This is a genomic window from Rhizobium sp. 10PS4 (genome assembly GCF_032464805.1).
Lineage (GTDB): Bacteria > Pseudomonadota > Alphaproteobacteria > Rhizobiales > Rhizobiaceae > Rhizobium > Rhizobium laguerreae.
Genome location: NZ_JAWDIW010000009.1, coordinates 133,894 through 147,473 on the forward strand (window position 1 = coordinate 133,894; position 13,580 = coordinate 147,473).

13 protein-coding genes and 1 tRNA gene are annotated in these 13,580 nt (G+C 60.1%); 7 read left to right on the forward strand and 7 right to left on the reverse strand.

The genetic code is table 11. From position 1 onward, the window contains the following. Window positions 1-63: 63 nt before the first annotated feature. A tRNA-Ser gene (locus RWJ89_RS18495) sits at window positions 64-153 on the forward strand. A gap of 117 nt (window positions 154-270) precedes the next feature. On the opposite strand, the gene RWJ89_RS18500 is transcribed toward RWJ89_RS18495, so the two are convergent. The 4 genes from RWJ89_RS18500 to RWJ89_RS18515 form a co-directional block, all read right to left on the reverse strand. Then, entirely contained in the window at window positions 271-402 is a 132-nt protein-coding gene (locus RWJ89_RS18500; protein ID WP_316031228.1) for a hypothetical protein, read from the reverse strand. 21 nt (window positions 403-423) lie between these two features. Next, window positions 424-2,055 (reverse strand): ArnT family glycosyltransferase, encoded by a 1,632-nt coding sequence (locus RWJ89_RS18505; RefSeq protein WP_316031229.1) that lies wholly within the window; start codon window positions 2,053-2,055, stop codon window positions 424-426. A 299-nt stretch (window positions 2,056-2,354) separates the two neighbouring features. Next, window positions 2,355-2,915: a DsbA family protein gene (locus tag RWJ89_RS18510; RefSeq protein ID WP_316031230.1), complete on the reverse strand. Its 561-nt coding sequence runs from the start codon at window positions 2,913-2,915 to the stop codon at window positions 2,355-2,357. 37 nt (window positions 2,916-2,952) lie between these two features. Beyond that, on the reverse strand, window positions 2,953-4,389 hold the full coding sequence (locus tag RWJ89_RS18515; RefSeq protein ID WP_316031231.1) for a DUF6880 family protein: 1,437 nt from the start codon (window positions 4,387-4,389) through the stop codon (window positions 2,953-2,955). Window positions 4,390-4,590: 201 nt separating this feature from the next. Here RWJ89_RS18515 and RWJ89_RS18520 point away from each other — a divergent pair, with 201 nt between their 5' ends. Further along, the gene (locus tag RWJ89_RS18520; RefSeq protein ID WP_025396445.1) at window positions 4,591-4,845 is read left to right on the forward strand and encodes a DUF2934 domain-containing protein; all 255 of its coding nucleotides are present in this window, start codon (window positions 4,591-4,593) and stop codon (window positions 4,843-4,845) included. Window positions 4,846-4,878: 33 nt separating this feature from the next. Here RWJ89_RS18520 and RWJ89_RS18525 read toward each other — a convergent pair whose 3' ends face one another. Beyond that, complete coding sequence (locus tag RWJ89_RS18525) at window positions 4,879-5,448, reverse strand: GNAT family N-acetyltransferase (protein WP_316031232.1); 570 nt, start codon at window positions 5,446-5,448, stop codon at window positions 4,879-4,881. Between the two features lie 156 nt (window positions 5,449-5,604). Further along, window positions 5,605-6,249 (reverse strand): ThuA domain-containing protein, encoded by a 645-nt coding sequence (locus RWJ89_RS18530; RefSeq protein ID WP_316031233.1) that lies wholly within the window; start codon window positions 6,247-6,249, stop codon window positions 5,605-5,607. Between the two features lie 275 nt (window positions 6,250-6,524). Here RWJ89_RS18530 and galE point away from each other — a divergent pair, with 275 nt between their 5' ends. Both galE and RWJ89_RS18540 read left to right on the forward strand, forming a co-directional pair. Beyond that, the gene (gene galE / locus RWJ89_RS18535) at window positions 6,525-7,508 is read left to right on the forward strand and encodes a UDP-glucose 4-epimerase GalE (protein WP_077977975.1); all 984 of its coding nucleotides are present in this window, start codon (window positions 6,525-6,527) and stop codon (window positions 7,506-7,508) included. Beyond that, a complete protein-coding gene (locus RWJ89_RS18540) occupies window positions 7,486-9,030 on the forward strand; it encodes an alkaline phosphatase family protein (RefSeq protein ID WP_316031234.1) in 1,545 nt (514 codons plus the stop codon). Before galE ends, RWJ89_RS18540 begins: the two co-directional genes overlap by 23 nt. A gap of 15 nt (window positions 9,031-9,045) precedes the next feature. On the opposite strand, the gene RWJ89_RS18545 is transcribed toward RWJ89_RS18540, so the two are convergent. Next, entirely contained in the window at window positions 9,046-9,543 is a 498-nt protein-coding gene (locus RWJ89_RS18545) for a DUF1993 domain-containing protein (protein WP_316031235.1), read from the reverse strand. Window positions 9,544-9,918: 375 nt separating this feature from the next. On the opposite strand from RWJ89_RS18545, the gene RWJ89_RS18550 reads away from it, so the two are divergent. From RWJ89_RS18550 to RWJ89_RS18560, 3 genes are all read left to right on the forward strand, one after another. After that, entirely contained in the window at window positions 9,919-10,848 is a 930-nt protein-coding gene (locus RWJ89_RS18550) for a sugar ABC transporter substrate-binding protein (RefSeq protein ID WP_077977970.1), read from the forward strand. Window positions 10,849-10,916: 68 nt separating this feature from the next. Continuing rightward, window positions 10,917-12,458: a sugar ABC transporter ATP-binding protein gene (locus tag RWJ89_RS18555; RefSeq protein WP_168255994.1), complete on the forward strand. Its 1,542-nt coding sequence runs from the start codon at window positions 10,917-10,919 to the stop codon at window positions 12,456-12,458. 34 nt (window positions 12,459-12,492) lie between these two features. Beyond that, window positions 12,493-13,518 carry an ABC transporter permease gene (locus RWJ89_RS18560; protein WP_131665134.1) on the forward strand — a complete coding sequence of 342 codons (1,026 nt, stop codon included), beginning with the start codon at window positions 12,493-12,495 and terminating at the stop codon, window positions 13,516-13,518. Window positions 13,519-13,580 lie beyond the last annotated feature (62 nt).

Consider the following 13,580-nt stretch of genomic DNA (forward strand, 5'->3'; position numbering starts at 1 on the left):
TTGCCAGCCTGTCATTTGCCCGTTATGAGAACGCCCGCGCCGAACAAGCGCCGACCAGACCGCGGAGAGGTGGCAGAGTGGTCGAATGCACCGCACTCGAAATGCGGCATACCTGCAAGGGTATCGTGGGTTCAAATCCCACCCTCTCCGCCATTTCGCCTTCGACTGTAATGGGTGTCTGCGTCCTCCTGCTATCTTTCGATCTTTCGGCGAAGCGGACGTCGAGATCGGCCGCCTCCTCGACCATCTGCGCTGACACGCCGCGCGGGCTCAAGCCGCGTTCGTCAGAACCACGTGCTGCAGCCCGGCGCCGGCGCCGAAACGGTCACCCAACACATAGGTGACGAAAAACGCGATCGTCGCCACTGCAAAGGTGCTGGCGTGATGCGGTCGAAGGCCCATGACCCCTGACTGTCGTGGTGCTCATGGACGGGTGATCCTGTAGATCAGCAAATTATTCAAATCTGCAAGCTTGGTTGCGGTCTTGTCCAGATGGTCGATAACCCCATCATGATGCTCGATGAACAGCCGGTCCTCCTTGTCGGTGGCATTCTTGGCCACGCCGAACAGATCCGCGCCCTGCGCGCGCAGTTCCTCGAGCTGCGCGATCGCAGTGGCGTCATCGGCAACGAATTTCGACCATTCCGCATCGCCTCCACCAGGCGGGAACACCCAGCCGCGCGCCCTGCTGTAGTAGATTGCGACGGGATCGCCGACCTCAGGGGCAATGGCGACGACGAGGTCGCCCGGTTGCGCCAACCGCGCCAGTTCCTCGCCAAGCAGCTTGCCGTTCATGGCGATTGGCTTCTTCATCGTCCTGACGAGGGGCAAGGTCGACCAGGCAAGCGCGATGGCCACGATGAAGATCGAGCGAAGCACCACCGCCGGCGTCAGAACGGTTTTTGACCCAAGCGTTGCCAGAAGAAGCGCGCCGTGGCCGCAGAAAATCGCGATCGGCACATGGAAGATATGGAAGTTCCACACATTGCTGGTGATCTCGCCCGCCGCCGCCAGATAGAGGATGATGGCCGCAGTCAGCCACACATAAGGAATGGCCGAAAGGCTGCGTTGCTTCGGGTCTTCGGCGCGGCTGAGCGGTATCCACAAGCCGACGGCCAGCAGCACTAGGAACGGATAGCCGTAGAACCACAAGACCGAGGTGTTCCACAAGGATTTGAAGTAGAATCTGTCCCTGACATAAGTCCAGAAGCCGTCATCCCAGATATAGCCGCCGGTGCCGGCGACATGAAACGGCGGATAGCTGCGGCCGAGATAAATCGCCCAGATGTAATAAGCGCCGATGCTGGCCAGGCTCAAAAGCCCCGACAGGAAAACCCAGCTTGCTTGCTTTTGCTTCTTCTCCAGAATCCAGCAGACCATCAGGTAGAAGATGACGGCGCCGGCAGCGATGCCTGGCAGCTTTGACAGCACGCCGAGCGAGAAGCTGAGCGTGGCGAGCGGCAAGAGCCAGCCGCTGCCGCCGGCCCAGTATTTGGCGAACAGCCAGACGCCAAGAGTGACCAAGGCCAGCATCGCGGGATCGGGAAGAAAGGAGCTGTCGATCATGATCGCCGCCGGCATCAGCGCGTAGGCAAGTGCCGCCGCGTGGGCGTGCATCTCGTCCCAGCATAGCGCCGTCAGCCGATGCAGCGAAAACACCGTCACCAGACCGAAGAAGGCAGCAACCACGCGGCCGAACCAGTCGTGCCAGCCGAAGAGTTGGTAGAGCAGGGCCGTGAGATAGCTGACGATCTGGAACTCGCGGCCCTGATAGCTTGGCCCGGGCCCGGTCCAGCTGACCTCCGGAAAGAAGATGTTCCAGCTGCGCTGCTGGAAATTGTCGGCCATCATTGCGGTGCTTATCTCGCGCCAGCTGAAGCCGTCGACCAGCGGCAAGGTGATCTTGTGGAACCTGAAGACGATCGCAATAAACAGGATCCCCAGCAAGATCGCCGTGTCGAGGCTCAGATAGTAGCGAGCAGCCATGTCCCGGCCGGTCGTCTGCTGCTGACATTGCTGACCTTCGACCCGGGTCAATTCCGGGTCGTCCGTCATTTGAAACCGTGTCCTCCCCGACCCCCGACGCGGCGCGATACGCGCCGTCATCGGATCGAGAGGAGGATGAGGCTGAGCGGGATCTCGCCGCCGGCGCGGTCGGCTGCGGAGCGGCTCGTAGGCTTCACCGAGCAGCGGCTTGGAAGGCTTGCGGGGCGGCTTTGTCATGACGGCAGTTCATCAGCAATGCCTTAAAAAGCAATTAGCCCAGATTGATTACTGACTCCATTCCCCATGCGAACACGATAAGGACAGCGGCGAGACGGCTCACCTTGATAGTCTCTGGCACACGGCCAGCGTCAATTGCCCAGCGCCTTCTTCACCCAGGCTCCAACTTCGTCGCCGCTGCTCATGTCGGGCTGCACCAGCCCGTCGATCATGAAGGTTGGCGAGACATGGATGCCGTTCTGGCGGGCATATTTGCAGTGCCATTTGATCTCCCGATCGAGATCCGGAAGTGCGAAGGCTTCCTTCAGCTTGACGCCGCTGTAGCGTTCCAGGCGCTCGACGATCTGGTTCGGCGTCACATCCATATTGGGGCCGCTGGCATGACGCTCGAATTCGAACTCCTCGCGATGGGCGGCGATAGCGGCCATCACCTGCTTTGCAGTCTCCTTGCCGCCTTCCAATGTCGAGGCTGCGATGATGCAGCGGACGAGGACGCCCGAATACATATGCCAAGGTTGCGACTGCAGGCGGATCTTCACGGTGATCTTGTCTTCGCCGGCCTGGCTCAGCAGGTCATCGAGCTTTTTGAACGTTTTGACGGAATAGGGGCACGTCGGCTCCAGAAAGACTTCGAAGATGCGGGGTCCATTGCCCCAAGTGAGCGGATCTGCATGCCAGGAAGTGGTCGTCATGGAATTCCTCTCTTGAAGGTTAAGGCATCGAAGCGACTTAGGTCACCCGGCTCCAGAAGCCATGCTTCTTGCCGTGCCGACGCTTAAGTTCCGCGACATAGGCGTCATGCGATCTTGTGTTGCCGAAGTCATCGATATGAGGCGCAAGCAATGCGCAGTCCGCAAGATGCCTCGCCGCATGCTTATAGCGGCTGGACCGGCCGCTCTCGAGCGCGAAGTCGATCATGGAGCGCAAGAGGATGGTTGCCGCAAGCGGATGTTTCTCCGCCAGAGCTTCGGCCGCCGGCGGCATCAGCTCGTAGAGATTGCCATCCAGTTCCGCCTTCCGCCTCATCACGAGTTTCGCTGCCTCTGCCGGTGCCTGCCAAAGCAGGAAAAATGCAAGCGCCTGGTGGACGTCCGGGAAAGCCTGGGCATGGGCGAATGCCTTCTCCTCTGCCTCTAGATCGTCGAAGTCCGGCAGTCGCTTGAGGAAGGCGCGGAGATGCTGGTCGTGCAGCGACTGCTCGAAGCACGTCCATCTATAGGTCTGCGCCTCCTCTGCGCGCCCCAGGGCCTCCAGCGTCTCGACGCGCGCGAGCTGCCATTCGAACGGCATGTCGACCCGGTCTTTCGTCTCGACCTCATTCAGCATCTCAAGCGCTTCCTTCGCCCGGCCGGCCGAGATCAGGCGAGTGGCGATATCGGCCGCAATCAACGGCGCCTTGCGTGTGTTCTCGGGTTGCTGGGCGATGTAGGCATCGACATCGCCCTGGGCGTCGGCAATTTCCTGCAAGGCTATGCGCACCGTCAGATCCCGCTGAGTGCCGTAGATCTCATCTTCGTAAAGGGGACTTGCGCTGCCCCAGCCGATGACCTTGCGCTCATCCCTGGCCGGCTTGTCTTTCGGCTCCTTGGACCATTGGACGAAGAGCGTTTTCAGACAATCGAGACCATCCTTGCCGAGGGCTGGCACCATCGCCGCAATGAGGCTCTCGTACTGGCCGTGATCATCGTCTTGCACGGCTTTGAACACCTTCTCGGCCAGAACATTGGAGTCGATCTTGGCGGACGCGGCGATTGCGGCAGCATCCTTGCAAGCCTGATGAAAACTTTGGATGAGCGAACTGCTGCTGTCGCTGGATCTTTCAAAGATCGGATTCGCCAGTGCGAGGAACTGCCATATCAGTTCGAACGCTTCCTGGGGATCATCGGCGGCAACCGTTTCTGCGATCGTCATGCGCTGGGTTTCGAGATCGTTCTTCAGCGCTTTCACTTTGCGCCAGTTGATGACGGTGCGGGCGCGGGCAATGCTGGCAAGCCGCTTTCGTACCTCACGCGCCACCTCGTCGCTGCCGTGATTGCCGGCAAGCTCCATTCGAAGCCGTCGCTTGTGGGCAGCGCTGCCCATGCTGACCTCGATCAGCAGCTCGGCAAGGCGCTGCGCACCGAGGGATTCGAGATTCTTCGCATTGAGTGTTGTCTTGGCTGCCATCGGTCATCGCTGTCGCTTCTGCGGGTGACCCTACCCTGGAGGCGGTACGAGGCCAAGGTCCAGGAATGTGTGCACGGAATAATCTCTCGGCACCTCGGATTAGCTAAAAACTAACGCTGCCTCGTAACGACTCCTAAAGCCGGTTTTGGCACCTTGTTGCCTGTCGAATATTTGCTTCCAAATTTTCCGCTGGGGTTGGTTATGAGTCATAATAAAGACGCCTGGGTCAGCCAGCGCGCTTATTCGCTATGGGAATCGGAAGGCAGGCCGGATGGGCGTGGGGAAAGCCATTGGGCGCAGGCGCTGAGGGAGTTCGAGCAGCTGGAGCTGACGAAGGCCTCGCCTGACGGAAACGACCTCATCGAGAAGCTCAAGGCAGCCGGGCGGCTGATGCGGATCTATGACGAAGCGGCTCCCGCCTTGGAGAACGACCGGCAGATCAAGGCGGCCCGCTAAGCCATATTATCAATCCCTGGGTTGCCGAAATATTCAGCGGCATTCCAGGCGAACGATCGGCCTTGCCGGCAGGCGTCTTGCCACTTCGGCAAAACCGGCATCCAGAAACATCGATAGAGTTCCCGCATAGAGCTCGGCTCCGTTCGAGGCACGGGCAGCCTGGTCGACGGGGTATGCCTCGAGAAATTCGGCTCCGTTTGTCCTTGCAAATTCGACGGCATATTTCAGCAATAATCGCGGTAATCCCTGTCGCCGGAACGGCTTGCGGACGATGAAGCAATTGATCGACCAGACCGGCCTGTCATCGACCGGCGCAAAGGGTTTTGAGCGGCGCAGCCGATCGAATACGGCGCGCGGTGCGACACCGCACCATCCGGCCGGCTCATTTTCGCAATAGCAGAGTATGCCGGGCGGGCGCGGTTCGGTGACGAGGCTTCGGAACCAGTTGCGATTCCCCTCGCCCCATCCTGCCTTGTAGTCGGCATTCGGAAGATACCAGTAGGCGCAGCGGCAATTCCGGCCGTCGGCGCAATCGTCGAATACCGCTTCTATGTCGGCCAGACGGTCGGCAGTTGCGGGGAAGAAAGAGAAGCGATTCTGCATCCGGGCAAATTATGGCGCGGGCAGACTATCGGCAAGCGGCCGCCCCATGCCGGCCGATAGGCGAGGCTGCCCTCCAGCCTGAAATGCGCGTTCTTTAGCCGCCGACATCGCCCCGATATCGTTGCCGATCCTCATCCGCGGGCGATCGTTCTGGCGCTACTGGCGTGCGGCCCAGCTGAAGCCACGCCGCAGGATGAGGGGCATGTAGGGATGGTCGAATTCGGCCGCGACATGGCCGAGGGCGGAATAGAAGATGCGGCCGGCGCCGAAATGGCGCTTGAAGACGACGGGCATCACCACATTGCGGGCCGCCGGATCGTAGGCGCCGGTGAAGGTGGTGGTCGCAAGGATTTCGACGGTCGGATCGTAATGGAGATAATATTGCTCCGAACGATAGTCAAAATCGGGAATGCCCTCCATGACGGGATCGTCCTGGCGGGTGACGGCAACGCGAAAGTCGATGATGTTGCCGGGGTGGGCGACCCAGGTGACGCCGGAGACATAGCGGAAAGGCGCGCTTTCCTTGAAGGACGTGGCGAGCGCGCCGTGATGGCCGGCAAGCCCGAGCCCGCCGCGCACGGCTTCGACGAGGCCAGCGGCATGCTCCTTCTCAAGCTTTTCGCCGGTAATGATCGGCACCAACAGATCGGCTTTCGCCAGCGTCGGCGATCCGAACACGCCGAGATCGCCGGTCACCTCGACGCTAAAATCGTCCTCGCGCAGCAGATCGGCGACGATATGAGCGCATTGCTCCGGCTCATGGCCTTGCCAGCCGCCCCAAACGACCAATGCCTTCCTCATTTGCGCTCTCCCTGCCTGATGGCTGCGGACCGTTGATCATCACATGGTGGTGCAAGCCCCTTAGATCGGGCCGCTATGCAAATCACGCAAATCACGCGAATAATATGTGTTTCTTCCTGATCCGACACAATTGCGCAGGTGGCCGATTGCACCCGGTCGAGCGTGGCTTCGGCATTTGACGTATTGTCCGTTGACGCCGATCGCAGTTCCTTCTTTTTATTGACGTGTATCTCGTCTAGGTTTCTTCCATCTCTCAATGAAAATAAAGGTGGTGCATGGCAGGTGAAACGGTTCTTGTCGTCGGCGGCGCCGGCTATATCGGCTCGCATACGTGCCTCGACCTGGCGAACAAGGGCTATCGGCCTGTCGTCTTCGATAATTTTTCGAACGGCCATCGCGAGTTCGTCAGATGGGGGCCGGCCGAGGAAGGCGATATTCGCGATCGAGCCCGGCTGGATGAGGTACTGGCCAAGCACAAGCCGGCGGCGATCCTGCATTTTGCGGCGCTGATCGAGGTCGGCGAATCGGTCAGGGATCCGGTTTCCTTCTACGAGAACAATGTGATCGGCACGTTGACGCTGCTCTCAGCGGCACAGGCGGCCGGCATCAACGCCTTCGTCTTCTCCTCCACCTGCGCCACATACGGCCTGCCGCAGAGCGTGCCGCTCGACGAAACGCACCGGCAGGTGCCGATCAATCCTTACGGGCGGACGAAATATATCGTCGAACAGGCGCTTGCCGATTACGACCAGTACAGGAGCTTGCGCTCGGTGGTGCTGCGTTATTTCAATGCGGCCGGCGCCGATTTCGAGGGCCGCATCGGCGAATGGCATCAGCCGGAAACGCATGCGATACCCCTTGCGATCGACGCGGCACTCGGCCGCCGTCAGGGTTTCAAGGTGTTCGGCAGCGATTACGAGACCCGCGACGGCACCTGTGTGCGCGACTATATCCATGTGCTCGATCTTGCCGATGCGCATGTGCGCGCCGTCGAATATCTGCTGAAGGGCGGCGATTCCGTCGCGCTCAACCTTGGCACCGGCACCGGTACGACGGTCAAGGAATTGCTCGGCGCCATCGAGGACGTGTCGAACCGGCCTTTCCCGGTCGAATATATCGGCCGCCGCGAAGGCGATTCGCATACGCTGGTCGCCAATAACGACAAGGCGCGCGACGTGCTCGGCTGGGTGCCGCAGTATGATCTGTCCGAGATCATCCGCTCCGCCTGGGACTGGCATGCAAAATCCAACCAGCATTGAGAAGACGCGCCGGCCGAACATCCTGCTGATCACGGCGGACCAATGGCGCGGCGATTGCCTGTCGGCCATCGGCCATGCCAGCGTAAAGACGCCCGCTGTCGATGCGCTGGCGCGCGAAGGCACGCTCTTCCGGCGGCACTATGCCGGGGCGGCACCCTGCTCACCAGCGCGGGCCACGCTCTATACCGGTCTCTATCAGATGAACCACCGCGTCTGCCGCAACGGTTCGCCGCTTGATGCTCGCTTCGACAATCTGGCGCTGGCCGCCCGGCGGGCGGGATACGACCCGACGCTGTTCGGCTATACGGATACGGCGCCCGATCCGCGCGGCATGGATGCTAGGGACCCGCATCTGACGACCTACGAAGGCGTGCTGCCGGGTTTTACCGCCCGCCAGCTTCTGCCCGAGCATGAGAAACAATGGCTCTCCTGGCTCAAGTCCCGTGGCCACGCGGATGCCGTCAGCCGCGACATCCATATTCCCGTCGGAGTGGAAGCGGGCGACATTTCCGATGCAGCGCCGGCCTATTCACGCGACGAGACCCAGACGGCGTTCCTGGCCGGCGAGTTCATCCGCTGGATGGGCGAACAGGACAGGCCGTGGTTTGCGCATGTCTCTTTCTTACGTCCGCATCCGCCATTCTCCGTGCCGGAGCCGTTCAACCGAATGTTCAAGCCGGGGGACGGGCCGGTTTTTGCCCGAGCGGCAACCTGCGAAGCCGAACAGGACAGTCATCCCTACCTCGCCTATGCCATGCCACTCTCCGACAAGGGCAACTTCATCCACGGTGCAGCGGGGCCGCTCAGCGGCTGGAACGATGAGGATTTCGCCGCGATCCGGGCGATCTATTACGGCATGATATCAGAGGTCGATGCGCAGCTCAGCCGCATCTGGCAGGCCCTCAAGGATGCGGGCGCCTGGGACGATACACTTGTTGTCTTCACGTCCGACCACGCCGAAATGGCGGGCGATCACTGGACGCTCGGCAAGGGCGGCTTCTTCGATGGCAGCTATCATATTCCGCTTGTCATACGCGATCCCGCAAGCAGTGCTGCGGGTGGGGTCTTCGACAAATTCACCAGTGCTGCGGATATTTTTCCGACACTTTGCCAAAGGCTCGGCATCGACGCGAAGAACGGGCTCGATGGCCGGTCGCTGATGCCGTTTGTCAACGGCGGGAGCGGAGAGGGCTGGCGGGATGCGGCATTCTGGGAATTCGATTTCCGCGACATTGCGCATGGCGAGGCCGAGCGGCATTTCCGGCTGCGGTCCAACGAATGTAATCTCGCGGTGATCCGCGACGCGCGGTTCAAATATGTGCATTTTGCCGCATTGCCGCCGCTGCTTTTCAATCTTGCCGACGATCCGATGGAGCTCGACAATGTCGCGGCGGATCCGGCCTATGCGGCGATACGGCTCGACTATGCCGAGAAGCTGCTGTCGCTCCGAGCGCGCCATCTCGATCAGACGCTCGCCTATACCGAACTGACGGAAAGAGGGCCGGTGACGCACCGGCCCTGATATTCACTCAATCACTCAACCGAGATAATCGCGCTTGCCGATCGGAGCACCCTGGCTACGCAGGATGGCGTGGGCCGTCGCGACGTGGAAATAGAAGTTCGGCAGGGCGAAGGTGGCGATATAGTCGTCACCCGGCAGCACGATGCCACTCTTTCCCGGCAGGGTGATCTCACGGCTTTCCGTGCCTTCCAAGGCTTCCGCCGAGAAGCCGGCGAGATAGGCGTCGGTCTTTGCCAGGCGCTCGCGCAGGTCGTCGAACTTCGTTTCGTTGTCTTCGAATTTCGGGGCTTCGGTCGCCGTCAGGCGAGCGAGCGCAAACTTGGCGGTGTCGCTGGCGCGCTGATATTGGCCGGAGAGCGGCAGCATGTCGGGCGCCAGGCGAGCGGCGACCAATATGGCAGGATCGATATTCTTTTCCTTCGCATAGGCTTCGGCCTTGTCGAGGTAGGTTTTCAGGCTGGCGAGGCCGCGCTGAAACATCGGAACGGTGAGGCGATACATCGAAATGGACATCTGTCCTGTCTCCAAAATCTTCAAATGATTGGGTCGCGGCGAGAGGTCGAAGGCGTCTGCGGCCGTGAGCCCGTCTTCGACCCTCCCATAGATGGATGTTCGTTTCGTCTTTCACAACAGAGGGAATGCGGGCGTCGGTCGTGAAGCCCGCATGGCATTGCGCTCTCATCCATATCTCGTCGCCGCTAAAGATACTTGACGCCGTTCGCAGAAAATGGAATGAATATTCCGCAGAACAGATTGAACGGTTTGTTTGTTCCGTTTTGCGGAGCGCCGCGGGAGAGGCGGCGCAGGGAATTGCGGCTTCAGAGCAAATGCCTGGAGCTCCGGCGTGAGGAGGGTGCAGCCGGGCACCGCTTTGTGGAGGAAGTGAAAATGAAAAAGTTTATCTTGGGCACTGCGATGGCGCTCGTCCTGTCGACGGCCGCTCACGCAGAAACGGTCGGCGTCTCGATGGCGAAATTCGACGACAATTTCCTGACCGTTCTGCGCAATGGCATGACCGATTATGCAAAGACACTGAGCGGTGTGACGCTGCAGATCGAAGACGCGCAGAACGACGTTTCTAAGCAGCAGAGCCAGATCCAGAATTTCATCGCCTCCAAGGTCGATGCAATCATCGTCAACCCTGTCGATACCGATGCGACCACGGCGATGTCGAAGCTCGCGGCCGATGCCGGCATTCCGCTGGTTTACGTCAACCGTCAGCCGGTCAACGTCGACACGCTGCCGGACAAGCAGGCCTTCGTCGCTTCCAACGAGCTGGAATCCGGCACGCTGGAAACCAAGGAAATCTGCCGCATTCTCGGCGGCAAGGGCAAAGCTGTCGTCATCATGGGCGAGCTTTCCAACCAGGCTGCGCGCATGCGGACCCAGGACGTCCATGACGTCATCAAGACCGATGAGTGCAAAGGCATCGAGATCGTCGAAGAGCAGACGGCCAACTGGGATCGTACCCAGGGCGCCGACCTGATGACCAACTGGCTCTCCAGCGGCATCGAATTTGATGCCGTGATCTCCAACAATGACGAAATGGCGATCGGCGCCATCCAGGCGCTGAAGGCGGCCGGCAAGGATATGAGCAAGGTCGTTGTCGGCGGTGTTGACGCCACGCAGGACGCGCTTGCCGCCATGCAGGCGGGCGATCTTGACGTTACCGTGTTCCAGGATGCCGCCGGCCAGGGCAAGGGCTCGCTCGATGCAGCGCTCAAGCTCGCCAAGGGCGAAAAGATCGAAAAGAAGGTCTACATTCCCTTCCAGCTCGTGACGCCTGCCAACGTCAAGGACTTCGTCGCCAAGAACTGAGACGAGTGCCAAGCAGGATGCGGGCTTTGCCCGCATCCTTTTCGCTACCCGTATCTGGAGGAGATGATATGGCCGTCAGCCCGACAACCATGGCCGCCGTTCGTGCAAGCGGCGCCGTCCCGAATGCGGAATATCTCTTGAGCGCCGAGGGTGTCCGCAAGGAATTTCCTGGTGTCGTCGCACTCGACGACGTGCAGTTCCGGCTGAAGCGCGCTTCCGTGCATGCGCTGATGGGCGAAAACGGCGCCGGCAAATCGACCTTGATGAAGATCCTCGCCGGCATCTACACGCCCGATAAGGGCGATATTCGCCTGAAGGGGATCGAGATCCGGCTGAAATCTCCGCTCGACGCGCTGGAGAATGGCATTGCTATGATCCATCAGGAACTGAACCTGATGCCGTTCATGACTGTTGCCGAAAATATCTGGATTCGCCGCGAACCGAAGAACCGCCTCGGCTTCATCGATCACGGCGTGATGCACCGCATGACCGAAGATCTGTTTACTCGGCTCAATATCGCTATCGATCCCGATATCGAGGTCCGGCATCTCTCGGTCGCCAACCGGCAGATGGTCGAGATCGCCAAGGCGGTTTCCTATAATTCCGATGTGCTGATCATGGACGAGCCGACTTCGGCGCTGACGGAGCGTGAGGTCGAGCATCTTTTCCGTATTATCCGCGACCTCAGGGCCCAAGGCATCGGCATCGTCTACATCACCCACAAGATGAACGAGCTTTTCGAGATCGCCGACGAGTTCTCCGTCTTCCGCGACGGCCGATATATCGGCACCCATGCCTCGACCGACGTCACCCGCGACGACATCATTCGCATGATGGTCGGGCGCGAGATCACCCAGATGTTTCCCAAGGAAGAGGTGCCGATCGGCGAGGTCGTGCTCTCCGTCAAGGATCTGTGTCTGAAGGGCGTCTTCAACAACGTCTCCTTCGAGGTCAGAGCCGGCGAGATTCTCGGTGTGGCCGGTCTTGTCGGTTCCGGGCGGTCGAATGTCGCCGAAACGCTGTTTGGTGTGACGCCGGCAAGCTCCGGCTCGATCGAGCTCTACGGCAAGCCGGTGACCATTTCTTCGCCGACCGAGGCCATCCGCAATCGGATGGCGTTCCTGACCGAAGACCGGAAAGACACCGGCTGTCTGCTGATCCTTGATATTCTCGAGAATATGCAGATCGCCGTTCTGCAGGACAGATACGTCAAGGGCGGCTTCGTGCAGCAGGGCGCAGTCGAGGCAACTTGCGAAGACATGGCAAAAAAGCTGCGCGTGAAAACGCCCAATCTTTACGAGCGGGTAGAAAATCTTTCGGGCGGCAACCAGCAGAAGGTGCTGATCGGGCGCTGGCTGCTCACCAATCCGCGCATCCTCATCCTCGACGAGCCGACGCGCGGCATCGATGTCGGCGCCAAGGCGGAAATTCACCGGCTGGTCACGGAGATGGCGCGAGACGGTGTGGCGGTGGTGATGATCTCGTCCGAGATGCCCGAGGTTCTCGGGATGAGCGACCGCATCATGGTTATGCACGAGGGACGCGTGACCGGTTTCCTCAATCGCGATGAAGCAACGCAGATCAAGGTGATGGAGCTGGCTGCGCAGTGATGCGTTGACGGCGATTGCCCAAGGGAGGTTTGACATGACTACCAAGGCAGCAGAGGGCGCGGCTCCGCTCGCAACCCGGCAAAGGCGGCGGCGCATACCGACGGAGCTCAGCATTTTCCTCGTGCTCGTCGGCATCGCGCTCATCTACGAAGTGCTCGGCTGGATGTTCATCGGCCAAAGCTTTCTGATGAATTCGCAGCGTCTGACGATCATGATCCTGCAGGTCTCCGTCATCGGCATCATCGCCGTCGGCGTCACGCAGGTCATCATTACAGGCGGCATCGATCTTTCGTCGGGTTCGGTCGTCGGCATGACGGCGATGATCGCAACGAGCTTTGCCCAATCCTCGACCTGGGGACGGGCCGTATTTCCCTCGCTGACCGACCTGCCGGCTTTCATACCTATCGTCGTTGGTCTGCTGATCGGGGCGGCCGCCGGTCTCGCGAACGGCGCGCTCATCGCCTACACGAAGATCCCGCCGTTTATTGCAACACTTGGCATGTTCGTTTCGGCCAGAGGTGTCGCGAAGTGGTATACGAAGGGACAGCCGGTTTCCGGGGTCACCGAGCAGTTTCATTTCATCGGAACGAAAGCTTGGCCGGTTGTAGTCTTCCTGGTCGTTGCGCTGATCTTTCACATTGCGCTGCGCTATACGCGCTATGGAAAGTTCACCTATGCCATCGGCGCGAACCCGCAGGCCGCGCGTGTTTCTGGCATCAACATCGAGGCGCATCTCGTCAAGGTCTATGTGATTGCCGGATTGCTTGCAGGTCTTGCCGGTATCGTCACGGCGGCACGTGCGGAAACCGCACAGGCCAGCATGGGCGTCGGATATGAACTCGACGCGATCGCTGCGACCGTCATCGGCGGCACTTCGCTCACCGGCGGTGTCGGGCGCATCACCGGCACTGTCATCGGCACCATCATCCTCGGCGTCATGACCTCAGGCTTCACCTTCCTCAGGATCGACGCCTACTACCAGGAGATCGTCAAAGGCCTCATCATCGTCGCGGCTGTCGTCATTGACGTCTACAGACAGAAGAAGCGCCGCAAACACTGATCTCTGGCCTGCGATGATTTTTTACGGGAGCTTCGGCTCCCGTTTCATTTTCTAAAAAAAGA